Raw genomic sequence first — 23,729 nt, 5'->3', positions numbered from 1 at the left:
AGAAAGCTGTTAAGCATTTAAAGTGGGTATGAGCAAAACGCCCAACGTTTACACCTAAATCTTGTCTGAATCGTGACAGTGAGTTGAAATAAGTGATTTAAATGCTCAACAGCTTAGCTCAAGTTTTCCAACCAGAGCATCTCCTACAGACAAAATTTTTTTGAATAGTGGTGACGAAGATAATTATGAAACCTAACGAAGAAAATAGCTCTAGCCGTGAAATTCATCAAGAGGTTCACACAGATGCAAGTAACGGTCAGGTAAGGACAACGCGAACCACTACAAGTGTTCCGAGTACAACGGCGAAGGCTTCTCAAGAAGCAGCTCATCACCAAGGTTACGTACAGGGTGAAATGGCGGAAAACCACCGTCAACTTGGAGTCCAAGAAGTCCGCGATAATGAGAATGCTGGTCGCGGGTTACTGTTAGGTATTCTTCTTGCTTCTTTGGCAGGCTTAGTTCTTGGCAGTGTATATTACTTCAATCGGGGCGAGGAGGCTCCTACTCCTACTGCTGCTCCTGTAATTGTTGTACCCAAAGCGAATCAGCCTTCAGCAACACCTGCTCCGACTCGGACTGTAGAGAGAGAAAAAACGATCGTTGAAAAGATTGTTCCGGTTCCGGTTCAACCATCTCCAGTTCAAAAGGCTACGCCTGCTCCTCAACCAAGTCCAGCTCAAAACGCAACTCCGGCTCCTCAAGCAAATCCGGCTCCCAATATCAATATTACGGTTCCAAATTCACAGCAGCAAGATTCACCCGCTCAGCAAGCAGCGCCGTCTCCATCTTCGCCGTCAAATAATACCAATACTGCGGTTCCGACTCCGCAGAATGAGCCAGCTTCCACTCCGCCAACTCCAGCACCTGAGAGTTCAGCTACTCCATCTCCAACTCAAGATGATGGTGCTTCTGGAGCAGGTACGAGCGGCGAAACTAATACCGAAACTAATACCGAAAGCCGGAGCGATTCTAATCCTACGGATACGGCTGTACCTAATAGCAACTCTGGTGCAGAGAGTGCCCCTGGTTCACAGCCCTAGAAGTTGGATGTGGAATTATTCCGCCCGGGGTTCAAACCCCAGAGTCATAGCTAAAGTCCTTTAAAGAGGACTTTTTTTTATGGTTTAAATGGATATTTTTTCAATACATACCAAAATTAGCGGGACCTAGAGAAAAAGTGAGGCGAAAATGGCTTCAAACCTAGATACAGATAGACTTGTAGCTCTAATGGACATAAATTTAGTATTGACAAAGGTTTCAGGAATTTTTAGGTCATCGACCTCTTTCTCTTGCGAGTGAGAGGTTTTCAGACCCTTTAGCGGCCTGAGAATGTCTAAGTCCCACTAACAGAACATCGTTGCTGAACTGAAGAAACTAGGTTTCTGCGATCGTGAACTGATTGTCCAAACATTTGCTAAGGATCGTCAATTAAATAATTTCCCTTTTTTCTTGTGGGATGGGCGTCCCGCCCGTCCTTTCTGGGCGGGCGGGACGCCCATCCCACAACAGTCATGAAAAGTGGATTTTATTTAATTCTCATCCCTTAACACAGTCCTGGACGGAAAAACCCGGTTTCTTGAGGTAATTTGATCGTATACCCTCGAACCTGACAACCAGAAACCGGGTTTTTTGGGTCTCGTGCGTCCGGGATTGGCTAAGAAACAGTTTGGTGAGCTAATTTAACTTTCCCTAAAGCCATCTTCCTGCTGTCAAAGAGTTTCATAACCCCGGAAGAGATGGTGTCGATGACATCGGGAGAACAGTAAGACAGAAACTCTTCCGACGAAGTAGGGTCTGCAAAAAACTCTTGAGCTTTCTTCAAAAAGTTTTCTGTTTCAGCAAAGCCGATAGATTTGATAATAAACGTAGAAACCGGGGAGTTTTTAATATCATAGCGCGATTCTTGATTGCGTCCTATTTCTAGCAGGTCTAACACTTCTCTTTGCAACTGACTGTCTAGAGGATAGGCACTCGGTCGGTTGGGCAAGTAGTCCTCCAAAACAGAGGTTTTAAATCCTGGCGTGCGCAATTCTCCCATCATAGTTGAAAGCGGAATATCGCGCCCCAAACGGTAGGAAAGAGCTTCTAAAATGGCGATGGTAATTAGCTTTATCCCCAGATAAAGTTTAGCAACTTCGATATTTTTTCGAGTTATGGCAATCAGGTGAGCGTAGGTGGCATCGTCCGGCTCTTGCATAAACTGCTGGAAAACCAGTTCTGGTTTGAGGAACTTCAAAAATCCTTCCATTTTTTGCAGAGACCTGCGATATCCACCAACAGTATAGGAATTGGCATTGCCCAATTCGTGGTTGGTTTCTGGCATCAAGTTCCAAGTATTGTCTAAGAAATTAGAGGAATTTGGAGAGGCAAAATTCTCTACATCCCGATTGGCTAACCTGACAGAACGCTTGACAATTTCAACAGTTTCGGCATCAGTCCATCCGAAATCAAAATCGCGATTTATACTTACCAACCGCTGGTGCAAAAGTTCGATCGCGCTCAAACCACTGGGCGAAACCGGACGAAAAGGAATAGTAGCCTCGATGCAAGCGGCGATTTGGGCGATCGTACTAGCTGGCAAAAAAGGCTCCAAAGATTTGGCAGCAATCACGGCACTCAAAAATTCGTTTTGGCCGCCAAACGGAGAGAGAGTCTTGCCGGGAATAAACCCAAAGACTGAGGCCACTAGCTGATACATGGCATCGTCGGGCATTTCGCTTTCATCTTTAATAACTAACTGCGATCGCACTTCTTTGACAAAAGGACAAAGGGCGCTACTAATATTGAAACTAACGCCCTGATCCACTTGCACGTATACAAGGTCGTGAAACAGCGCAGCCAGCACCTCGATCGGATCGACTGACCCCCCCACCTCAAAAATGTGTTCAGACGTGTGAAAGTAGCGCCAAGGCCCTCTCATCGTTTGAATGATTAGCTCGGCTATCTGCTCCAGCTTCGCAATGTCTACTCGACCTCCCAATTGCTCGATCGAGCTTACCAAGCCATCCAAACAGCGTTTTTGTTCTCCCAAAAGCTCCATTTACGCACCTCCAGTGCATTCCCTGATCGTCTTGCGCTTGATTGCATGGTATCAAAACCCGCTGCGATCGTGCTATGATTTGTGACTCAAAAATTGCAAATTCTAGGGTGAAATAGAGAGAGGGCGGAGGGCAAGAGGGAGAGGGGGGGGAGAGAGAAAGAGAGAGGGAGAGGGAGGGAGGATCTCAATGAAAGCAGCCCAGCTAGAAATTGGAATTTTGAGGCGCAGGAGGCAGGAGGCAGGAGGCAGAAGGCAAGAGGCAGAAGGAAGAAGCCAGAAGAAGTGTTTTTACAAATATGAGATGCTCCCGAGAGGGAGGGAGATCGGAAAATTAAATATTAACAATTGTGGATTGGTGCAGATGCGGGCAACCTGCGCGAGCTGTATCATAAATTACAGTAAAAGTGACAAAAACTTGGTTAAGCCTTGATAAATTTTTGAGGAATTTATGATGAATTTTTGACAAAAGCTGTGGGTGGGATTTACACCACCTTTAAGCTGCTGCGGTGTAAATACTGCGTCCGGCCTCAGAATAAGATTCGTAGACGTGCTGGTAAACTTCTTGACATTTCCGTTGATACGCTTCGGTTGAGTAGCTTTCGGGCAGTCGATCTCAAATTTCCTCGATCGCTACTTTAACTGCTGCCTTGGTTTGCTGTCGCCTGCGCCAATCTAAGATTAATTTTTTTTTCTTGAGGGTTGACAAAAGTTCCTTTGCTACTTTCTTGATTTCGTGCTTTTCTTGCTCGGTTAAAGTAATATCTGGTTGGGTTAATAAGTCAGAAATCGCTAATTATTCCTCTGCCCAATTCTCGGATATTGCCCGTTAATCCTCAAGATTGAGTTCTTGGGCAAAGTCCACCAAATCGGCAAAGAATATCTCCACATTGCGAGAACCGGCATTATATTCATCAATCATTTGCTGGAACTGATCTAGGTAATTCATCCGGCTTTTGTTGAGGCGTAGCATTTGGGTTAGCTGGCGGCTAATTATGCCTTTGAGTTTCTCTGTTTCGGTGTGTTTGTAACCCGATGCAAACAGGACTTTGAGCCAGAAATTATATCCGCATGAAGGTGGGTAAAAGCTTCAAAGCTTCTGACTTCTGGAAACAGATTTCTGCAATAGCTACAATACTCATCAATCAATTTCCAAGTCGAATTAGCTTGGCGAGGCTTAACCATAGACCCAGCTCAGGTTTGAGATATTTTAGTCTATTATACTCTGACGCTTTGTGACAGAAGAGCGATACCACAAGGGTTTTGAGTTTTTTTTATGTTGGGAGGGTTAGCGATACCCCTCGCTTTCGTCGGGCCCCAACTGGTTTCTGTTTTAGCCCAATAGCCCTTGCTGTGAGTGCGGACTTGCTGGGGGGTTCCGGCTTGAGGTGAGTGGCGATACAGCGAATACCACTCTTGACCAAAAAAATGGGATACAAGCCTCCCCCTTCTAGGGGGACTTTCGGTTCGGAATCTCTCAAGCAAGGTTTTTGAATAAACAGCACCGCATTTATTCAGGTGTGCTCTACAATGGTTGTATGTTAAATCTAACCTACGAGTACAAGCTCATTCCTACCGATACGCAACGCCAGACTTTCGACCTGTGGCTCAATATTTGCCGCAAGGTCTACAACTTTGCATTGCGAGAACGAAAAGATTGGGTCAATTCTCGTAAGTGTGATATCAACTCGTGCAGCATTAAGCAGGAATACATGATCCCTCCTGATGCACCGCGTCCAACCTTTGCCCGGCAATGCAAATCATTGGCCGAAGCAAAGAAGTTAATTCCTGAGTTGAAACTGCCTCACACCCATGTCTTGCAGCAGGCGTTGCGCCAACTAGAGGCAGCGTTTGTGGCGATGTGGGAACGAGGACACGGTTTTCCTAGATTCAAAAAGCGGATGCGCTCATTTGTGTTCCCTCAATTGAATCTAGAATCCGTTAAACGATTTGATGGTGCCGATTGGGTCAACCTGCCCAAGATTGGAAGCGTCAAAATGCACCTGTCGCGTCCAATCCCTGAAGGGTTTGATGTCAAGCAAATTCGCGTTGTTAAGAGGGCTTCTGGCTACTATGCCATGCTCACTTTGCAATGTGATGTCCAAGTGCCTCAAGCCTCACCTTCAGGGCATGGATTAGGGATTGATTTAGGGTTAGAATATTTTTTGGCAACTTCTGATGGTGAATTGATTGATAGACCTCGATTCTTTGTGGATGGACAACGCAAGCTGAAATTGCTGCAACGTCAACTCAAGCGCAAGAAAAAAGGCTCTAGAAAGTTTCGTCAAATTCATCACCAAATAGCCTTGCACCACGAATACATCTCGAACAGTCGCAAAGACTTTCATTTTAAGACCGCACATCATTTATGTAACGCAGCCCAAACAGTATTTGCTGAGGACTTGAACCTCAAAGCAATGTCAGCCGGAATGATGAGCAAGCACACGCTTGATGCAGGGTTTGGTCAGTTCCTGAATATCTTGGGTCATGTTTGCTTTAAGCGAGGTGCGTACTTCGCGTCTGTAAACCCAAACGGAACCAGTCAAACCTGCCCCAGATGTCAAACCCATACAGGCAAAAAAGAACTATCCGAACGGGTACATAGATGTCAAACCTGTGGCTATGAAACGAATCGAGATGTTGCAGCCGCGCAAGTGGTGTTGCAGCGTGGATATACAGCGGTTGGGCAAATCGCAGTGAATTTTGGGGAGGGCAAGCTACATGAGTAGTCCCAATGAACTAAGAATCCCCGCTCCTTCAGGACGGGGAGTTGTCAACATTCCCTATACTCCACCTTGGCTGCTGAACAACGGCCTGTTAATGACGTTGTACACCGCATTAAGGGCTAGTCGCCGTTGGGAAAAGACGATCGCTTACCCAGAGCCACCTTACCGAGAACACATCTTTACTGGCGCCTGTGGAGTCCCGATTTTCGGCTGGGTTGCCATCCCCGAAAATCCCCGATATACCATTGTCGGCACTTACGGCATTACTGGCGATCTGGATAATCAATGGTATCTGAGGCTACTAGGCCGTAAAGCCTATGCCCAAGGCTGTGCAGTGGTATTCTTTGACTGGCGAGCTCACGGCAAAACTGCCCAACTCTCTCCCACCCTGACTTCTGATGGTCTATACGAAGGTGAAGATTTCGTTCGGATTGCTGCCGCTGCTAAAGAAATGGGATGTCCCGCCCCTTTTTGGTTCACGGGTTATTCCCTGGGCGGACAATTAGCCTTGTGGGCCGTAAAATCAGCTCAGACAATCGCAGATTGGGGGCCGGACTTAGGGATTGAAGAGTCAGAACTAGCAGGCGCGGCAGTAATTTGCCCCAGCTTGGACTCGAACCGTTCTCTGTCTTATCTAGTTAAAGATGAGTGGGGGAAATTTTTAGAAAAAGCGATCGCGCGACAGTTAAAAAAACTAGCAAAAAACATCGCCGCATCGCATCCGGGGGCGATCGATCCTGCCGCTATTGAACGCGCCAACAGCATTTGGGGCTTTGACCATGAACTGGTAATTGGCCCCTTAGGTTTCTCCTCTGTGGAAGAATACTATGACGCTAGCAGCGCTCTAAACATTTTGCCTCACCTCAAAAAACCCACTTACATCCTTTATGCAGCAGATGATCCGATGTTTGACCCGATTCTTGTCCCTGAGTTGCAAGCCATTAGCGCGAACAATCCTGCCTTGGAATTAGTGGTGACAGCCTACGGCGGTCATGTTGGGCATATCAGTAGTAAACGTTGTCAGCATCAATTTGCTGATAGCGATCGGTGGTGGGCATGGAATCGGATTTTACAGTGGTTCGATGCCTTGAGTGTGGATTAAAATTATAAAATAAAACTTGAACACTCTTCGGCAATAGTTGCGGGGATGAAAGGATTAGAGGGTTTAATCCCTCCAGTCCAGAACCTTAAAACTATTTCGCAAAAACACTAGACATCGGGGCAAAAGCTGAGTGGCTTACTGGGACACAATTGTGCATAATTTGCACAGCCAGTTGACTTAACCTCGATGTGACGCCAGCATAAGGATTAGAAGCAATTATAGTTAAAAAGTAGTGAAAAAATATCGATTAATTTATTCGTTTTTTTGATTATTGTGTCAGCTATTAACTAGGTAAAACTAAAGCTCCAACTCTCAATCTAATCAAACCGCAAATTGCGAGAATTACTCTCTCGTAATGCCTTTTTCTTAACCCAAATTTTTATTGAGCCACTCGAAACCAGCATTCCCCCACCACAAGCCGGGTCTAAAATTCGCCCGTAATTCGGCTCTATTACATCGACAATCAGCTTTACCATTGAAATTGGAGTAAAAAACTCTCCGCCTTTGGGCCGTTCTTCCTAAGCAAAATTCCCCAGGAAATACTGAGAATTTCCCCCAGACACATCCTCAGTAATATTTGCTATGGGAATCCGATTTAAGATTTTAAACAACTCCCGCAAAATCGGTTTTTCCAAGCTGTTGTAATTTATAGGCAAAGCGCCGCCGAGTTCCTCATTCTCCGAAGCGATCGCCTTCATGGCCACATTAATCGCCCCGCCAATATCAAGAGCTTCCGGGCGATCGATCAAATAATCATGCGCGGGCAGTTTCCGGCAAATAAAGCGCCCAAGAGTGCCTGGTAATCCGCCTTACCCACGGTACGCAGCCTGCTGCTTCGCGCTGCTATTTCCCCAGAAACCAGCGCAAACTTATAGTCAGCATAGACCAGAAAAACTAACCCCAAAACAGAGACGGAATATTCCGAAGGCTTGAGTTTAGAGTTTGCCCAGAGTTCGTCGGCTGCTTCCCAAAGGCATTTTTCGAGTTCGGTATAATGGGCTGGCATTGTTAGTGTTATCTTCGTATGTCCTTGATAGATTCCCTCGTCTTCGGCAACAACAAACAGCACCGCCTCATACAAACTTTTATCTTAGTTGAGATATGGGACGCTCGCATCAAAGCGTTCATAACCGGGTTTTTGGCCGTTGCTATCGGTTTTAACTGAGATGTTGCACCAGTTCCAATAACCCCCTGGGGTTTCAACCCCCGGCGGGTTAAAGAAAATGGTGCAAGATGTGAGTTGTAAGGCAGTATTCTCGTAAAAAACCCGGTTTCTGAGTACCCGCGCCTCGATTTTCAGCTTTTAGAGAGATGTAAAAACTCGCCCGATCGCTACACTATTAACTAGGAACTCAGCAATTTTGGAGAAGAGGTGAATTGAAATTCGTTTCCGACCCGCAAATAAAAGTCAAAATCCGCAAAATGAACGAGCGGGTGCGGTGGCAAGAACAGTCGATCGTCGATCGGGGAATCGACCAAACTCGGATGGTTTTGGAATCTCCAACCACCGACTCTCCAGAGTTTTCGTTTTTAGTCGCAGGCGACAGCGGCACGGGCAATCACCGCGGCTACAATCCCCAGCGGCAGATTGCCGAACAGATGGTCTCCGAGCGCGAAACTTGCCGTTTCGTCCTCCACACGGGCGATGTAGTTTATCTCGTCGGTTCCAGCGAATATTACTTGCAAAATTTTATTCGCCCCTACCGAGAATTTATAGTCGGCGGCGAGCATCCCTCTCGGATTGCCTACGATCGCATGGTGTTTAACTTTCCGTTTTTGCCAGTACCGGGAAACCACGACTATTACGACTTGCCGATAGTCTACGGCATTCTGTCGGCGACAGCTTTGCCGCTGCGCCGGCTGTTGGGTTCCAAGTTGGATCTCGATGTCGGCTGGCACGGTTCCGATCGCGGAAATACCTACGCCAAAGCCTTTCTCGACTACCTCAAAGCTCACAAAATGCCGGGAGAGCTCGATCGCCACCTAGACGCCCACTACACCGCCAGCACCAGCACAGGCCGCTGCCTCCGCTACCAACCCGGACGCTTTACCCGCTTACCCAACCGCTACTACACCTTCTGCAGCGGCGGCATAGACTTCTTCGCCCTCGACTCCAACACCTTCAACGAACCTTTACCGATCCCGAAAACCAAACAGGGCGACATTCGCCGCCAGAATTTGGAACTCGATCGCCAGAAGTTGGAACAAGAAAAATTGGCAATGCTCGAAATGTGCGCTCGGCTCAACCCCCAAATTCCCGAGGAAGCCGAACAGCTAGACGACTTAGCCGCCAAATTAGAGCAAGTTGACGAAATCTTGATGGATATTGACAAACAACTGTCCCCCGAGAAAACAGTTACAGACTTTGAACAGCTCGAATGGCTGAAAAAAAGACTGATTGCGTCTTGGGCTGATTCCGAGGTGCGGGGGCGGGTAATTTACCTGCACCATCCCCCCTACGTGACGGAGGCGACAAAATGGAATCAAGCTCAAACTTTGGCGGTTCGGTTGCGATTGCGCGAGGTACTCGACGGGGTGGCCGATGCAGTTGGGGAGGCGGCGCGGGGGCGTCCGCTAGTAGATTTGGTGCTGACGGGCCACGCTCACTGTTTGGAATACCTGCGGACTGGGGATACCGGACACGGCGACTCTGGGATTAATTGGATTGTCTGCGGGGGAAGCGGGCACAGTCTCCGCCGCCAGCGCCCGGAAGGGCCGGTGTTGGAGGAAGTATTGAGTCCAGAAGCTTATCGGTTGGCGCGTGAGGGCGGGCGATCGCAAAAAGGCTCTCGGCGGATAGCGGAATCTTTGCTATTTGTCGGCCGCAGCGGTCAAGGTTCCCACAAACGCCGTCCTTATTCGTGTTTGCGGATTGACGTTCTCGATGGGTGTCCTCCCAAGTTCCGCATCCGACCTTTGGTTGTCGAACGATTTGAGGGGAAATGGCACGAGATCTCGATCGAACCTTTTGTGATTTAACTTTCGTTTTTCTGTAAGTCTCGATCCCCCTTAAAAAGGTGGACTTTGACCATACCGGTTCCCCCCTTTTTTAAGAGGGGTTAGGGGGGATCGAGAGCCGAATGCTCTATCAACTTAATTCAGGACAAAAATTCAATGATTGCTAACTTAACCGCCACCGGCTGGGAAATTATTTACCACCGCGCCCACGCTTTGCTCGCGGCGCAACTTGGCGGACAGTGGAAGCGCTCGAAATCTCCGGTTCGCCTCTACGAAACCATAGCGGCTATTTCGCATCACGATGATTTGGAGAAAGAGTGGGAAGAAAATATTTTGACTGAAGCGGGCGCGCCCTTTGATTTTACCTTGCAGACGGAAACCTCTGTGCCGAAAATTAAAGCCATGACGCAGAATGCCCTATATCGCGGTAGGTGGGTAGCCATGCTGATTTCTATGCACATGAGCTATCTCAACGAAGGCAAGCGGGGAGAGTCGAAGGAACTCGACGAGTTTTTGGACGAGCAACTGGCAAATCAAAAAAAATGGCAAAAAGAGTTGCAAGTTTCCGAGGAAGATGCTAAGGCAGCTTATGCTTTTTTCCAGTGGTGCGATCGGCTATCATTAATTCTTTGCAGCCGCGAGTTACCCGCCGGAGAACGAGCTTTAGAAATTAGTGTCGGCCCGGACGGTAAGCGCTACGATATTGTACAGAACAGCAACGAACTCCTGACTGTAACTCCTTGGCCTTTTGAAGAAGATAAGTTTACTGTTAACGTCGAAGCGTGCCATTTGGATAAAGTCAAGTTCGACAGCAACCAGGAAATCAAGGAAGCGCTGCACAAAGCTCCGCGCGAAGTCTTAGAGTGGACTTTTGTCAAGTCTTAATTAAACCTTTGAAAAATAGGTGAGGGTTGTTGTCGGAGTTTGGCCTTGCATTTGTGTAAATTTAAGGTTAAAACCATGTCTCAATCAGCGTTATAGTTGAGTCTTGCTCCCCCCTAATCCCCCTTAATAAAGGGGAGTAGGGGGTGGGACAAGAACACTTAAAGTGGGTCTTATTAAGAGAGATTTAGGGGCATCGAAACTTCAATACAAACAAAAAAAAATTGAGGGTTTCAGTTCCGCCATTACCCATTACCAATTACCTATTACCACATATGAAACGTTCAGCTTGTCTAATTTTCAATCCAGTCGCCGGTAACAGCGACCCCGACCAAGACTTAGCTAGAATTCAGGAACTTTTAGAGCCTTTTATTGACTTAGACATTCGGCTGACAACTCCAGAAGTAGACGCAGATGACATTGCCCGCGAAGCAGTGGCTAGGGGAGTTGAGGCAATTATTGCTTCCGGGGGCGATGGCACATTATCAGCGGTTGCCGGCGCGATTGTGGGCACAAATATTCCTTTAGGAATTATTTCGCGGGGAACTGCTAATGCTTTTGCTAATGCTTTAGGCCTTCCGAATACAATTGAAGCCGCCTGCGCTACTATTGTGGGAGGGTTGACGCGGGTGGTGGATGCCGGGATTTGCAACGGTGAAAAGCCGATGGTTTTGTTAGCTGGAGTGGGTTTTGAGGCGGAAACTGTCGAACTAGCCGATCGCGAAATGAAGAATCGCTGGGGAATGCTGGCTTACATTCTGTCGGGAATTAAACAGTTAAACAATTTAGAAAGATTTGAAGCGGAAATCGAAACTGACGATAAATTTATCAGCCTTACTGCTGTGGCCGTAACAGTAGCGAATGCAGCGCCGCCTACTTCCATTTTAGCTCAAGGCCCGGCGGGAATTATTTTTGATGACGGCTTGCTGGACGTGACGCTGGTTGCGCCTCAGAATAAAGCAGGGGCGATCGCAGCTTCTTATCACTTATTGCAAACAGCTTTGAGCGGCCATCCTACCGATCGCGACGACATCGGTTATTTGCGGGCAAAAAAAGTAACGATTAGTACCGATCCGCCTCAGAAAGTGGTTTTAGATGGGGAAATCATCGGCATGACTCCGGTTTCTATTGAGTGCGTTCCGGGAGGTTTAACTATTTTTGTACCGCAAGTTGAAGGAGAGCCAGTCGTGGAAAAACTCACTGGTTTAGCGGACATCGAAATTACACTGAAACCCTTAACTTAAACTTTTTAGCGACACAAATAATCAGAAAGACCGCCCGGGCGGTCTTTTATTTTTAGGCGTCTAAGATTTGGCGAATGCGGCGCTCCAAACGTTCGAGATCGAGTCCGCCTTCATCGCGGCTGATACGGCGCACGGTGACGTTAACATTGCTCAAATCTGCCAGCAAATCTTGCAGGATTTCTTGTTGTTGGCGAGCTTGAGTTATTTCGCGCGGTTCCTGCACCAAATCGCGGATGATGGTGTCTTCGGCTCGCGAAGCAACGATCGGGTCTGCTTCGCCGTCTATATGCACGAAAGTGCGCCGACCAGGCCCCCGTTCTTCTTCAATTGGTATTACTGCTGTTACTCGATCGGAGCGTACATATTTGCCAAATCCTAGATGGACTAAGACGGAAGATTGTATTTTCATAGATAGCAAGATTTATTTGTAAGTTATCTATATTTTAGCTTTTGCATTCAGGATATAACAACTAATATAACCGTTAATTGTACTACAAAATATGTCGGTTTTTGCTCTATTTTTTTATTGTCAATTTTGGTAAAAAATGCTAAGCTAATTAACAGAATTGAACCTAGGCACCGGTAGTCAGAAACCGGGTTTTTTCCGAAAATATTTCGTTCCAGCCAGCAGAGTCTGTAAAAACCCGGTTTCTTTTGCCGGAGTGCGTAACTCCTGTTAACATAGAATTACAGCAGTTTGCTGTCGCAACGCATTTCAGGGACACAGCCTACCGATTTGAGCCTTACTTCCACGGACAAATAGGAATACCTCCATGATCCCAATTAGTCTCGACTTAGTTATCAGCCTCCTGACGGCAATTCCCTTCGGCACCGTCAAAGACAAGTTTCAGCGCAACGAAACAGTCATCAAATTATTAAAAAGATTTAACCTCGACCCCGATGCTCCGCCAGCCGATTTCGCGGGAGTCTATGTTTATACTTTAGTAGAATACGGCGCTGGCAAACCAAAGCAGATTTTAGAACTGTTTCGCCAAAAAGAGATTGAATCAGCATTTCGCAAAGCCTTCGAGTCCGATAGCCCAGCCATTTTAATTCAAGCAGGCGATGAATATCTGAATGAGAGTGCTTTAGGCAAAGAAATTCGAGATTTAGGCATTGACCCCCGACGGGAATTCATGGCATTTGCCGCCGTGTTTATGGAAGTAGCAAAGCGGACGCGGACGCTGGGAGATGTGATGGTGGGAAATGCGATCGCCTCTTTGCAAAAACGCCTATCTATGGTAATGGATCGCATCGATCGCCTCCCCACTCTCGAAGGAATTCGCACCGAATTTGCACGACTGGAAGCTGAAGATTATCCCGCACTTCCCGCAGCCGCATCAAGCAATATTCAAAAGTCTAAAGTTTTTATTTTATCGCAACAAGTTCGAGGTTGGTTTGAAACATTAAGTTATAAGTTTGAGCCATATCAAATCTCGGAAGATAACTATTTTGAATGGATTATCAATGTTCCCGTCAGACGCAATCGGTACGATCGCATTTTAGTGCGCGGAATTGCCGGAGAAGCGGGACTCAGAGACATCTCAGCCCTGCGCGAGTCGGTGGAAAAACAGCGCACCGATGAAGGCTGGTTAGTCACCGCCCGCCGCATCAGTCGCGCAGCGCGGGATGAAGTAGTGAAAGCCGAAAATCGCGATCTAGCTTGCTATACCTTCGATGAATTGCTCGACCAAGATGCCGATTTTACCGCTTATCTCGATTGGCTGGAAACGGAAATTACCAGCCGGGAAATTGATACAAAATACGTGCCGCTAGCTTGTACAAAAGAAGAAATTGACCCCGATACTCAGCGCAAGATAGGCGTGAGTCATTATGACGGGCGAGATGGCTGGATCGAAGGTTATATTGACCTGTGGTTGAATGACCCAGTAAAAGAACATATTTCAGTTTTAGGAGAATTTGGGACTGGAAAAACTTGGTTTGCGATGCACTACGCTTGGATGGCGCTGCAACGCTACCTAGAAGCTCAAAAGCGCGGCTTGGAACGTCCGCGTTTGCCGTTAGTAATTCCGCTGCGAGATTACGCTAAAGCCGTTAGTGTGGAGTCGCTATTTTCCGAGTTTTTCTTTCGCAAGCACGAGATACCTCTGGCGGGTTATTCGGCATTTGAACAACTGAATCGGATGGGCAAGTTTCTGTTGATTTTCGATGGTTTTGATGAAATGGCCGCTAAGTGCGATCGGCAAGAAACCATCAACAACTTCTGGGAACTAGCAAAAACCGTCGTTCCCGGCGCAAAAGTCATCCTCACTTGCCGTACCGAACACTTTCCTGAAGGCAAGGAAGGACGGGCATTGTTCAATGCCGAACTGCAAGCATCAACAACCATTTTAACAGGCGAAACTCCCCAATTTGAAGTCTTAGAATTAGAGAAATTTAACGACGAGCAAATTGGGCAAGCGCTGTCATTTCAAACTGAAGCCGCGACAGTGGAAAAAGTGATGGGAAACCCGCAGTTATTGGATTTAGCGCGTCGCCCGGTGATGACAGAGTTAATTTTGGAAGCATTGCCCGATATTGAAGCTGGAAAACCAGTCGATATGTCGCGGATCTATCTGTATGCGGTGCGGCGGAAGATAGAGAGAGATATCAAAGCAGAACGTACTTTTACTTCTGTAGCAGATAAGCTTTACTTTTTGTGCGAACTGTCTTGGGAAATGCTGTCTACCGACCAAATGAGTCTCAATTATCGCGGTTTTCCCGATCGCATTCGCAGCTTGTTTGGTTCCGTCGTCCAAGAGGAAAAAGACTTAGACCACTGGCACTACGACATGATGGGTCAAACGATGCTGATTCGCAATGCTGATGGCGATTATACTCCGGCGCACCGTTCGTTATTAGAGTTTTTTGTCGCTTATAAATTTGCAGCGGAATTGGGAGTTTTGGCCGCAGATTTTACCGAATTAGTTGCGCCGGAACAGTCTTGTTTAGATCCTAATGCAGCGCCTCAAGAATACACTTGGTCTAATTATTGTCGGCTGCAAGCCCAGAAGAGAAATAAAGGTGAACTTATTGCAGCTTTAAAGGGATTTACTGCTGAAGATTTAGGACAACTCCGTCAGAGTTTTGGACACGCGCCGCTGACAAAAGCAGTGATGGATTTGTTGTTACCAATGGTAGGGGCGGTGTCCTCGTGCCGGCCCTGCCTCGACGTAGGGGCAGCTACGGAGAAATTATTGGAAATTCTGGAAGCAACGCGGGGAAAAACTGAAAGTGAGGTAGGTTATGTGGGAGGGAATGCGGCGACGCTTTTGGTGAAAATCGATCGGACTGCGTTAGAAGAAAAAGACCTTTCTCGTGCAGTTATTTTAGGTGCTGATTTTACAGATGCTAGTCTGCGCCACGTCAATTTTGCTGAAGCGAATTTGGCTAATTCTGCTTTTACTAAAATCTTCGGCAGTGTTCGGTCAGTAATATTTAGTCCTGATGGCAAACTGTTAGCTACAGGTGATAGTGATGGCGTAGTTCGCTTGTGGGAAGCTAGCAGTTGCAGAGAAATATTGACCTGTAAAGGACATACCAACGTGGTGGAGTCAGTCGCCTTCAGTCCTGACGGTGAGATACTTGCTAGCGGAAGTTATGAAAATACAATCAAGTTATGGGATGTCAAGACTGGTGAATGTTTAAAAGTTTTGCAGGGACATACCGGATCGGTAATGTCAGTCACCTTCAATCCTGATGGAAATCTACTCGCTAGCGGGAGTTTCGATTGCACGATAAGGTTATGGGATATCCGCACGGGTGAATGCTGCAAAATTTTGCAAGACCATACTAAAGTTGTATTTTCAGTTGCTTTCCATCCTGCTGGTGAAATACTTGCTAGTGGAAGCGGCGACAAAACAGTGAGGTTGTGGAATATTCACACTGCTGAACGCCTGCAAATTTTGCAGGGACATACTAAAAACGTGTTTTCAGTTGCTTTCAATTCTGCTGGTGAGATGCTTGCTAGTGGAAGTGCCGACAAAACAGTGAGGCTGTGGAATATCAGCAGCGGTGAATGTCTCAAAACTTTGGAGGGACATTTCGATCAAATACGGTCGATCGCCTTTAGCCCAAATGGCGAAATACTTGCAAGTGGCAGTCACGATCGCACAGGAAAACTGTGGGATATCAACAGCGGTGAATGCTTGAATACTTTGCAAGGGCATAACGATCGAGTAGGGTCAATCGCCTTCCATCCTGGGGGTGAAATACTTGTTAGCGGCAGTTACGATAAAACGCTGAAGCTGTGGGATATCAACAGCGGTGAATGCTTGAATACGCTGCAAGGGCATAGCAATCAAGTAAGGTCGATCGCCTTTAGTCCCAACGGTGAAATGTTTGCCAGCGCCGATGACGCGCAAACAGTCAAGCTGTGGGATGTCAGCAGCGGTGAGTGCCTCCAAATTTTGCACGGGCATCTCGATCGGGTAAACTTAGTTGCCTTCAATCCTTCGGGTCAAATACTTGCCAGCGCTAGTTATGACCAAACACTGAAACTGTGGGATATTCGCAGTGGTGAATGCCTTCATACTTTGCCAGAATTTGGCAATGAAACACGATCGATAGCCTTCAGTCCAAATGGTGAAATACTTGCGAGTGCAGGTTATGACCAAACGGTGAAGCTGTGGGATATCGGTACTGGCGAATGCCTCAAAACGTTGCACGGGCATAACAATTCTGTACACTCGGCTGCTTTCAGTCCTTTGGGCGAGATATTTGCCAGTGCAGGTTTTGACGGAACGGTGAGGCTGTGGGATATCCATACTGGTGAATGCCTCCACATCTTACAGGGGCATACGGGTTGGGCGCGGGCGATCGCCTTTAGCCAGAACGGTGAAAATCTTGCCAGTGGAAGTGTCGATCGAACAGTAAGATTATGGGATGTTCGCAATGGTGAATGCCTCAAAATCTTGCAAGGGCATACTGATTGGATACGTTCAGTTGCCTTTAGTTATTCTGGTGAAATAGTTGCTAGTGGAAGTGTAGATGGAACGGTAAGAATATGGGATATCCGTACAAGTGAATGTCTAAAAATTTTGCCAGGTCATACCAGTAGAATTAACTCAGTTGCCTTCAATTATGATGGTAAATTGATTGCTACTTGCAGTCGGGATGGCACAATTATGATTGGGGAGATTGAGACCGGTGAGTGCCTCAAAATACTCAAAAGTGACAGACCTTATGAAAACATGAATATTGCAGGAGTTACGGGTTTAACGGAAGTTGAAAAAGCCACGCTCAAAGCTTTAGGGGCTGTTGAAAATTGATCGTCGCACAGGAGAAACTATGCAGTCAGCAATACGGATTACAACCAAAGTTCTTGCAGGAAATAAACTTGAAATTCAAGTGCCGCCTGGATCTGTGGGTGAAGAAGTTGAAGTTTTTGTAATTATACCAGAAAAGCCTCCGTGGCGGCGTAAGGTGTTGGAATTGCTTACAGAAATCCGCAGGCGTCATGTCTCCAGAACTGTTGAAGAAATCGATCGGGAACTTCAAGAATAAAGAAACTACTGGAGCAGTTAAACCTAATTTATTCTATGGCAAATTCACTTAATTTTCGCATATTAGGAGGGTCAAAACCAAGTATAATATCTTGTTTGGGAACTCCCAATTCTACGAGTTCGTTAGCAATACCCACCTCGGTTCCATCTTGCTGAATCCAGATTTTATTGTCCATAATATCCAGGTGCAAAACCGGGCCATAAATTCGCCGCTGATTGCGCCAGCCGACATATACTAATTGATAATGATCGCGCTCGACATCAAAGATAGTTTGAGCCTGAATGCGCTCATCCCAAACAAGACTAGCGTGTTGGGAGAGCAGATTTTGGATGTGCTGCCTGTAAAGGTCTACCTTTGCCATTGTGCGATCGCCTCTTGCTCTATATCGTAAATCATCAAATGAATTTGATTTTGTTGAACTAAAGACTGAATAAACCCCATTGTGAAAAAACTATCGTAGACATTACTGGGTACTGCCAGGTATAAAATGCGGTCAGTTTCTTGTTGTTGTAAAGCTGCTCGATAACTAATGAATTGTCCTAAAGCTGTGTAAAATTGGGATATTTTGGATGGGCCAATAAAACTTTTGATTTCAACGGCGATTTTCTGTCCGTCTTTTTCTGCCGCAACCACCTTTTCCGCACCCAAGTCGATGTAAAGTTCGAGAGTTCCTGCCTGTAAAGTGTATGGATCGTGAGTAATCTGCCATCCATCTTTCTGGAGAGCGATTTTAACGACTTCGTGAAAGGCATCTTTAGCAGGCATGGTTGTACTGACTCGTTGTGTTTAATATCTTGGGTAGTTGTTGTATTTTAAGTATATGCGCTGTTCATCTAGAACATCACTGACCCACGGGTGGTCAGAAACCGGGTTTTTTTCGATAATACTTCGTTGAGGCCAGCAGAAACGGCCAAAAACCCGGTTTCTAATGTAGCCTACTGACTAAACTGTTGAGCGTAGTAGCCAGCATATCGATCGCCCTTTTCCAGCAACTCCTCGTGCGTCCCAGATTCCACAATTCTGCCTTTTTCCAAAACTAAAATGCGATCGGCTCTCCGCACAGTAGCCAAGCGGTGCGCGATAATAAACACCGTGCGATCGCGCATCAATCTTTCCAGCGCTTCCTGCACTAAACCTTCGGATTCCGAATCCAGCGCCGATGTCGCTTCATCCAAAATCAATATTCTCGGATTAAGCAAAACTGCACGGGCGATCGCAATTCTTTGTTTCTGTCCCCCAGATAAATTTACACCCCTTTCTCCTACCCAAGTTTGATAACCGTCGGGAAACTCACTAATGAATTGATGAGCGTTAGCAATCTCCGCAGCTTTTTGCACATCTTTCAGTTCATAATAAGACCGCCCGAAAGCGATATTTTGAGCAATCGTACCCGAAAATAAAATAGTTTCTTGTGGCACAATGCCGATTTGCCGACGCAGCGTATTTAATGTCACATCTTGAATATCAATCCCATCAATTAAAATCTGTCCCGCTTGCGGATCGTAAAATCTGGGTAACAAGTTTACTAAAGTAGTTTTACCCGCACCCGATGCGCCGACAAGAGCAATCATTTCTCCGGGAAGCACCAACAAACTCATGTTTTGCAGAATCGGTGTCTCTGAGTTATAGGCAAAATTAATGTTGCGATATTCGACTTTTCCGGTAACGTGGGGAAGTTCGATTGCACCCGATTTTTCGACTACAGCGGGTTGAATTGCTAATAATTCAAAAATGCGATCGCTAGAAGCTTCTCCCTGCTTAAAATCCCCGTAATTAGCAGTAGTAATGGCGATCGGGTCAATTAAAAGTGCCACCCCTGCGATATAACTGATAAATTGAGTAGCTGTGAGATTTCCTTGAGAAATTTGCCAACCTCCCAGGAAAAAGAGCAAAATCACGCTCATCGCTTCCAAAAAGCCAACTACAACGAACTGAAGTGCTTTTATTCGTTCTGACAGATACTTAGCGCGGCGGTTTTGTTCTGCTTCTTCTGCAAAGCGGGCAATTTCGTAGTCTTCAGCCACAAATGCTTTGATTAAACGAATGCCGCTGAACACTTCTGTGAGTAAAGCGGATAAATCAGAGATGCGATTTTGACTTTGCCGCGAGTAACTCAGCAGTCTTTCACCAAACCAGCCAATTAAAATAGCCATCAGCGGTGCAATAATTAATGCACCTAAAGTTAATTGCCAGTTGAGATAAATCATATATCCCAGGACGGCAATTAGCTGCAAAACACAAGGGATAAACTGATGAAAAAATTTATTTACTACTTCGCCAATGCGGTCAATATCTTCCGTGAGGCGGTAGGATAAGTCTCCTGTTTTGGCGGTTTCAAAGTAGCCGATATTGAGTTTTTGCAGGTGGGAGTAGACTTTTTTGCGAATTTCTAAAGCAATAGTCAAAGCAGCTTTTGCCATCAGCGTATCTTGACCGTACTGGGCTGTACCGCGAATTAGAAATATAATGGCGCTGAGTGCAGCAATTTGAGCGAACCCTTGTAAATCTCCGTTGCCTATAAATTTGGCTGTTTCGCCAACCAGCCACGCTATAATTGGCCAAAATACGGTAAATACTACGGTACAAGCTAATGCTTTACCGATGGTTTGTTTTTGGGGACGGAGGTAGGGTAAGATTTGCCAGTATGTCGATCGAGTTTTCAAGATATTTTGCCCTCGCAAATTCTGTTTTTGGGGATCTCTGCAAGAATATTCAAACTTCGATCCCCCCTAACCCCCCTTAGTAAGGGGGGGACAAGATTATTATTCAAAGTCCCCCTTTTGAAGGGGGATTTAGGGGATCTCTGCGTAAGTCATAGAGATATCTGAGCCTGAATATAATATCAGCGATCGGGCAAATCTCAACAATCATTCTTCACCGAAAGCATCCGGGATACAAAGCCCCCGGATTCATCCCTGGGGTTAATTGTCCAATTCTTCAATCTAAAATCTAAAATCTAAAATCTAAAATCATTCTTGACCGTCGGCATGAGTCGCTAGTACCTGAGCCCCCGCGACAACTGCGCCCCGAAAGGTGGCTGACTGTCCGGGTGCAAGAGTAACTGGTTCAGCGTAGATAAATCCGTTGTCAATTAAATTGCCTGACTCGTCCAAAACTTCATAATTGACTTTGATATTCTTGATTATTTTGCACCCTTGATTAAGCACTTGACCGCTGAAAAAGTTGCCGTCATAATTTGCCGCAGCAATTGACACTTTTTCAGCAATGTTGGAACCGGGAATGCAAGTTTTGGAAGTTCCCGAAGCTGGCTGTTTCTCGCACAACTTGCCTAAGTCTACTGTTTTGCCGTCGGGAGTTTTGATGTAGCAAAACGGCTCGTCAAATGATGAGTTTTGAGTAATTGTATTGGTAGCATCTGCAAGCAAAGGGCGAGCCGAGATTGGCGACATTAGCAAAATAGCTAAAGCTACTGTCAAAGGTAAATAAATCATATTTTTTTCGGCAATTTTTTAAAGTAATTCTACAATATAATGCAGCTAAGATTTAGGCTAGCATATCTATATTTATGGCACGCCGCGCTCGCGCTGCATTGTGCTATGATAAGACATCAAACTTTAGAAAGTAAAGTAAAGTCATGGTCGTTACTCAAGATAACCCAGGACGAAAAACGTTAGAACTGACCGTAACTTGGGAGAAGTTGCCAGACGACTTCCAATTAGAAGAAAAACCCGTGGAGAATACAGGTCAACCGCTAATTGCTGGAGCACTGCGAGAAATCTTAGAACTGAGAGGATTTATCGGGCCGCGAATGCTGATAGCCAGCAACTTTGGCATTTGCGCTACTGTCAACGGCGAGTTAGTAATCAAAGCACCAGATTGGGTGTATGTACCGTCGGTACTGCCCGCCGAATCGAGAAGAGACCGCAAAAGCTATACCCCAAACTTGGAAGGAGAAATCCCGACCATTGTCATGGAATTCTTGTCGGAAACAGACGGCGGCGAATATTCTGTCAAACGTACTTTTCCTCCGGGAAAGTGGTTTTTTTACGAACAAATTCTGCAAGTACCAACTTACATCATTTTTGACCCAGAAACTGGCTTGCTGGAAGTATATCGCTTGCAAAATGGCAACTACGAATTAGAATTTCCCGACGCGGAAGGTCGCCACTGGATGGCAGATATTGGTTTGTATTTAGGAACGTGGCGAGGGGAGAAAGAACAGCGTGCAGGCTATTGGTTGCGCTGGTGGGATGAAGCAGGAAATCTGCTTTTATGGGGTGTAGAACAGTTAGCAGCAGAATGCCAGCGGGCCGATCGCGAACGTGAACGGGCCGATCGCGAACGTGAGCGGGCCGAACGACTGGCTGAATATTTGCGCGATCGGGGAATCAACCCGGACGAGATTATTTGATAAGTTGTACGCCATAAGCTGTTGGGCATCTAAATTGTATTTTTGGGCGGGCTAGAAGCCCACCCCACAAGAATTAGATGCACGGGCTAGGAGCAACGGCAAACAAGAATTAGATGGACACCTTACGAGATTATCTAATACTCGGCTTTCTATTGCCAAGATTCCGCGCTCCGGGAACTTTCCGGCTGGGACGGCGACTGTTCAAACTGCTCGCAGTTCGAGCATTCAAAGCATCAGCAGAAGGTATCAAACCCAAGTCTTGCAAAATTTCAACAGCCGCCCTTTGTCCAGTTTCGCAACCGCCTTCCATGTAACCTTGATTTTCCAGCGAAGTGTGTTCCCCGGCAAAATATAAATTGCCAACTCGTTCGCCTTCAACCCCGTACATTTGCGTCCACTGTCCGACTAAATAGCAGGCATAAGAACCTTTGAAAAAGCGTTCTCCCGGCCAATAAGCTCGCACAGCTTTGCCCGATCGCAAATTTCTCACTCCGGGAAAAACTCTTTCAAATTGGTTCAAAAATCTTTGTGCTTGATCTTCTGGAGTTCCGGCACCGATCGACAAACCCAGCTTTCCTCCTGTCAAAGTGCTTATCAAACCGTTAGGAGTAGGGGCAAAAGGCGTAGCTTCCGAGGTAGTCTGGAATTCTAAATCGGTATAAACAGAAGCAGTCGAGCGATAAAGTTCTCGCCAAATTCGGCTGCGGTAGCCAGTAACTAACCTAGAATTAGTACCGTAACCCAACTGCTCGATCGCCCTGCGCTTTGCTTGGGGCAAAGGTACGTTAATATTAACGTCTCGCAGAGTGCTGAACGGCAAAGTTAACAAAACTCGCTCGTAAGTGCGCTCGAACGCGCTTTGTCCCGATCGCAAACTCACCCGATAGCGGCCATCCGGCAAAAGAGTAATCGCTTCCAAAACCGTCCCCGCCTCGATCGAACCAGACAATTGACCCGCCAAACTGTTGATAATTTGACTGTTACCCCCATCAATTTGATAACGCTCATCGCTGTTGCCGTACAATTCAAAACTGCCAGGTTCAGAACCGATTAAAAACAGCAGATTTAACGCCGACTGTTCCTCGGGATCTCGACCGTATTCCACCGTGTAAGCAATGCGGAGTAACTGCCGGACAATCGTGCTAGTATCAGCTTGGTCTACATATTCAGCGATCGAAAGATTGTCCAATCTTTCCGCTGTTTCCGTAAAATCTTGATAGCTAATGTTATCTCCAATAGCCTCCACATCTTGATTAATTTTAGTTGCTAGCGGTGCAAAATCGGCGATTAATTGCTCAAGAGAAAAGCGGCGCCCTTGAAAGAAAAAAGTATCCTTGACCAATCCCCGCTGCACGTCAACTAAATCGATCGCCCGCAAACCCAATTCCGTCGCCAGCGAGATTAAATTAGTATGACCGGTGTCAATATATTCTCCCCCCAACTCCGCCGGAATTAGCGTTCCAGCCACCTTAAAAGCCGTGCGTATCCGCCCCCCCACGCGGTTAGTTGCCTCGATTATATCGGCGCGCACGCCCGCTTGGCGCAAGCGATAAGCCGCCGTCAAACCCGCAATCCCCGCACCCACAACCAAAATCGGAGATCGCCCGCCCTGTTGAGCAAAAGCTCCCCCTCCCTCCCTGGTAAAAGTCGCAGCAGCGACAGCCCCCGCAGCAGCTAAGCCCCCGTGCAGCAAGCTACGCCGAGATATGGGAGAATTGGGAATGCCATCGCTCAGCATCCCCAGCAGTTCATCAGCCGGAATGCCCGTTTCCCTTGATTTCTGGGCAATACTCGCAGCGCGGCGCAGCATTGCCATCAGTGCAGATTTAGCCATAATTAAGACATCCTCACAAAACAAAACTTTGATGTAAACTGGATTCTCGATCGTGCACTTTCCAGACTA

Annotated in this window: 19 protein-coding genes and 1 pseudogene; 9 read left to right on the top strand and 11 right to left on the bottom strand. The window is 46.6% G+C overall.

Translation table 11 applies throughout. The features are described 5' to 3' along the window. Positions 1 to 185: 185 nt before the first annotated feature. Positions 186 to 1,040 (top strand): hypothetical protein, encoded by an 855-nt coding sequence (locus tag QUB30_RS21285; RefSeq protein ID WP_333337185.1) that lies wholly within the window; start codon positions 186 to 188, stop codon positions 1,038 to 1,040. Between the two features lie 614 nt (positions 1,041 to 1,654). Here QUB30_RS21285 and QUB30_RS21280 read toward each other — a convergent pair. Then, positions 1,655 to 3,040, bottom strand: coding sequence for a hypothetical protein (locus QUB30_RS21280; RefSeq protein ID WP_333337183.1), 1,386 nt, complete (start codon positions 3,038 to 3,040; stop codon positions 1,655 to 1,657). A gap of 613 nt (positions 3,041 to 3,653) precedes the next feature. Beyond that, positions 3,654 to 3,827 carry a type I restriction enzyme endonuclease domain-containing protein gene (locus tag QUB30_RS33930; protein ID WP_445300526.1) on the bottom strand — a complete coding sequence of 58 codons (174 nt, stop codon included), beginning with the start codon at positions 3,825 to 3,827 and terminating at the stop codon, positions 3,654 to 3,656. Between the two features lie 748 nt (positions 3,828 to 4,575). Here QUB30_RS33930 and QUB30_RS21270 point away from each other — a divergent pair. Continuing rightward, entirely contained in the window at positions 4,576 to 5,766 is a 1,191-nt protein-coding gene (locus tag QUB30_RS21270) for a transposase (RefSeq protein WP_333337234.1), read from the top strand. Beyond that, complete coding sequence (locus QUB30_RS21265; RefSeq protein WP_333337181.1) at positions 5,759 to 6,865, top strand: alpha/beta fold hydrolase; 1,107 nt, start codon at positions 5,759 to 5,761, stop codon at positions 6,863 to 6,865. The genes QUB30_RS21270 and QUB30_RS21265 overlap by 8 nt, the downstream gene beginning before the upstream one ends. 317 nt (positions 6,866 to 7,182) lie before the next feature. Here QUB30_RS21265 and QUB30_RS33925 read toward each other — a convergent pair. From QUB30_RS33925 to QUB30_RS21255, 3 genes and pseudogenes are all read right to left on the bottom strand, one after another. Next, positions 7,183 to 7,362: pseudogene (locus QUB30_RS33925) on the bottom strand (N-6 DNA methylase); the annotation flags it as partial. A gap of 21 nt (positions 7,363 to 7,383) precedes the next feature. Continuing rightward, positions 7,384 to 7,614, bottom strand: a complete 231-nt coding sequence (locus QUB30_RS21260) for a hypothetical protein (protein WP_333337179.1) — start codon at positions 7,612 to 7,614, stop codon at positions 7,384 to 7,386. Then, a complete protein-coding gene (locus QUB30_RS21255) occupies positions 7,611 to 7,871 on the bottom strand; it encodes a type I restriction-modification system subunit M N-terminal domain-containing protein (RefSeq protein WP_333337177.1) in 261 nt (86 codons plus the stop codon). Before QUB30_RS21255 ends, QUB30_RS21260 begins: the two co-directional genes overlap by 4 nt. A 371-nt stretch (positions 7,872 to 8,242) precedes the next feature. Between QUB30_RS21255 and QUB30_RS21250 the strand changes: the two genes are divergently transcribed. The 3 genes from QUB30_RS21250 to QUB30_RS21240 all read left to right on the top strand — a co-directional run bounded on the left by QUB30_RS21250 (position 8,243) and on the right by QUB30_RS21240 (position 11,949). After that, positions 8,243 to 9,844, top strand: coding sequence for a metallophosphoesterase (locus tag QUB30_RS21250; protein WP_333337175.1), 1,602 nt, complete (start codon positions 8,243 to 8,245; stop codon positions 9,842 to 9,844). Between the two features lie 135 nt (positions 9,845 to 9,979). Continuing rightward, entirely contained in the window at positions 9,980 to 10,708 is a 729-nt protein-coding gene (locus QUB30_RS21245) for a DUF3891 family protein (protein WP_333337173.1), read from the top strand. A 272-nt stretch (positions 10,709 to 10,980) separates the two neighbouring features. Beyond that, positions 10,981 to 11,949, top strand: a complete 969-nt coding sequence (locus QUB30_RS21240) for a YegS/Rv2252/BmrU family lipid kinase (RefSeq protein ID WP_333337171.1) — start codon at positions 10,981 to 10,983, stop codon at positions 11,947 to 11,949. A 52-nt stretch (positions 11,950 to 12,001) separates the two neighbouring features. Here the strand turns inward: QUB30_RS21240 and QUB30_RS21235 are convergent, their stop codons facing one another. Then, positions 12,002 to 12,358 (bottom strand): hypothetical protein, encoded by a 357-nt coding sequence (locus QUB30_RS21235; RefSeq protein ID WP_172186242.1) that lies wholly within the window; start codon positions 12,356 to 12,358, stop codon positions 12,002 to 12,004. A gap of 364 nt (positions 12,359 to 12,722) precedes the next feature. On the opposite strand from QUB30_RS21235, the gene QUB30_RS21230 reads away from it, so the two are divergent. Next, positions 12,723 to 17,219 (top strand): WD40 domain-containing protein, encoded by a 4,497-nt coding sequence (locus tag QUB30_RS21230; protein WP_333337169.1) that lies wholly within the window; start codon positions 12,723 to 12,725, stop codon positions 17,217 to 17,219. 19 nt (positions 17,220 to 17,238) lie between these two features. Next, positions 17,239 to 17,454, top strand: coding sequence for a hypothetical protein (locus tag QUB30_RS21225; RefSeq protein ID WP_333337167.1), 216 nt, complete (start codon positions 17,239 to 17,241; stop codon positions 17,452 to 17,454). A 28-nt stretch (positions 17,455 to 17,482) separates the two neighbouring features. Here the strand turns inward: QUB30_RS21225 and QUB30_RS21220 are convergent, their stop codons facing one another. The 4 genes from QUB30_RS21220 to QUB30_RS21205 form a co-directional block, all read right to left on the bottom strand. Further along, positions 17,483 to 17,815 carry a XisI protein gene (locus QUB30_RS21220; protein WP_333337166.1) on the bottom strand — a complete coding sequence of 111 codons (333 nt, stop codon included), beginning with the start codon at positions 17,813 to 17,815 and terminating at the stop codon, positions 17,483 to 17,485. After that, positions 17,803 to 18,219 carry a XisH family protein gene (locus tag QUB30_RS21215; protein WP_333337164.1) on the bottom strand — a complete coding sequence of 139 codons (417 nt, stop codon included), beginning with the start codon at positions 18,217 to 18,219 and terminating at the stop codon, positions 17,803 to 17,805. Before QUB30_RS21215 ends, QUB30_RS21220 begins: the two co-directional genes overlap by 13 nt. Before the next feature lie 170 nt (positions 18,220 to 18,389). Next, a complete protein-coding gene (locus tag QUB30_RS21210; protein WP_333337162.1) occupies positions 18,390 to 20,117 on the bottom strand; it encodes an ABC transporter ATP-binding protein in 1,728 nt (575 codons plus the stop codon). Between the two features lie 306 nt (positions 20,118 to 20,423). Further along, complete coding sequence (locus tag QUB30_RS21205) at positions 20,424 to 20,906, bottom strand: FxLYD domain-containing protein (RefSeq protein ID WP_333337160.1); 483 nt, start codon at positions 20,904 to 20,906, stop codon at positions 20,424 to 20,426. Between the two features lie 143 nt (positions 20,907 to 21,049). Here QUB30_RS21205 and QUB30_RS21200 point away from each other — a divergent pair, with 143 nt between their 5' ends. Continuing rightward, on the top strand, positions 21,050 to 21,826 hold the full coding sequence (locus QUB30_RS21200) for a Uma2 family endonuclease (RefSeq protein ID WP_333337158.1): 777 nt from the start codon (positions 21,050 to 21,052) through the stop codon (positions 21,824 to 21,826). A gap of 130 nt (positions 21,827 to 21,956) precedes the next feature. On the opposite strand, the gene QUB30_RS21195 is transcribed toward QUB30_RS21200, so the two are convergent. Further along, on the bottom strand, positions 21,957 to 23,660 hold the full coding sequence (locus tag QUB30_RS21195; protein WP_333337156.1) for an NAD(P)/FAD-dependent oxidoreductase: 1,704 nt from the start codon (positions 23,658 to 23,660) through the stop codon (positions 21,957 to 21,959). Positions 23,661 to 23,729: the final 69 nt, after the last annotated feature.

This window comes from Microcoleus sp. BROC3, assembly GCF_036702515.1.
GTDB lineage: Bacteria > Cyanobacteriota > Cyanobacteriia > Cyanobacteriales > Microcoleaceae > Microcoleus.
The sequence above is the reverse complement of the archived record's forward strand: the minus strand, read 5'-3'. Positions and strand labels throughout refer to the sequence as shown.

Bases quoted from the DNA above. Each gene is read 5' to 3' on its own strand.
- QUB30_RS21285 (WP_333337185.1), top strand. From the start codon at position 186: ATGAAACCTAACGAAGAAAATAGCTCTAGCCGTGAAATTCATCAAGAG.
- QUB30_RS21280 (WP_333337183.1), bottom strand. From the start codon at position 3,040: ATGGAGCTTTTGGGAGAACAAAAACGCTGTTTGGATGGCTTGGTAAGC.
- QUB30_RS21270 (WP_333337234.1), top strand. From the start codon at position 4,576: ATGTTAAATCTAACCTACGAGTACAAGCTCATTCCTACCGATACGCAA.
- QUB30_RS21265 (WP_333337181.1), top strand. From the start codon at position 5,759: ATGAGTAGTCCCAATGAACTAAGAATCCCCGCTCCTTCAGGACGGGGA.
- QUB30_RS21255 (WP_333337177.1), bottom strand. From the start codon at position 7,871: ATGCCAGCCCATTATACCGAACTCGAAAAATGCCTTTGGGAAGCAGCC.
- QUB30_RS21245 (WP_333337173.1), top strand. From the start codon at position 9,980: ATGATTGCTAACTTAACCGCCACCGGCTGGGAAATTATTTACCACCGC.
- QUB30_RS21240 (WP_333337171.1), top strand. From the start codon at position 10,981: ATGAAACGTTCAGCTTGTCTAATTTTCAATCCAGTCGCCGGTAACAGC.
- QUB30_RS21235 (WP_172186242.1), bottom strand. From the start codon at position 12,358: ATGAAAATACAATCTTCCGTCTTAGTCCATCTAGGATTTGGCAAATAT.
- QUB30_RS21230 (WP_333337169.1), top strand. From the start codon at position 12,723: ATGATCCCAATTAGTCTCGACTTAGTTATCAGCCTCCTGACGGCAATT.
- QUB30_RS21225 (WP_333337167.1), top strand. From the start codon at position 17,239: ATGCAGTCAGCAATACGGATTACAACCAAAGTTCTTGCAGGAAATAAA.
- QUB30_RS21220 (WP_333337166.1), bottom strand. From the start codon at position 17,815: ATGGCAAAGGTAGACCTTTACAGGCAGCACATCCAAAATCTGCTCTCC.
- QUB30_RS21215 (WP_333337164.1), bottom strand. From the start codon at position 18,219: ATGCCTGCTAAAGATGCCTTTCACGAAGTCGTTAAAATCGCTCTCCAG.
- QUB30_RS21205 (WP_333337160.1), bottom strand. From the start codon at position 20,906: ATGATTTATTTACCTTTGACAGTAGCTTTAGCTATTTTGCTAATGTCG.
- QUB30_RS21200 (WP_333337158.1), top strand. From the start codon at position 21,050: ATGGTCGTTACTCAAGATAACCCAGGACGAAAAACGTTAGAACTGACC.
- QUB30_RS21195 (WP_333337156.1), bottom strand. From the start codon at position 23,660: ATGGCTAAATCTGCACTGATGGCAATGCTGCGCCGCGCTGCGAGTATT.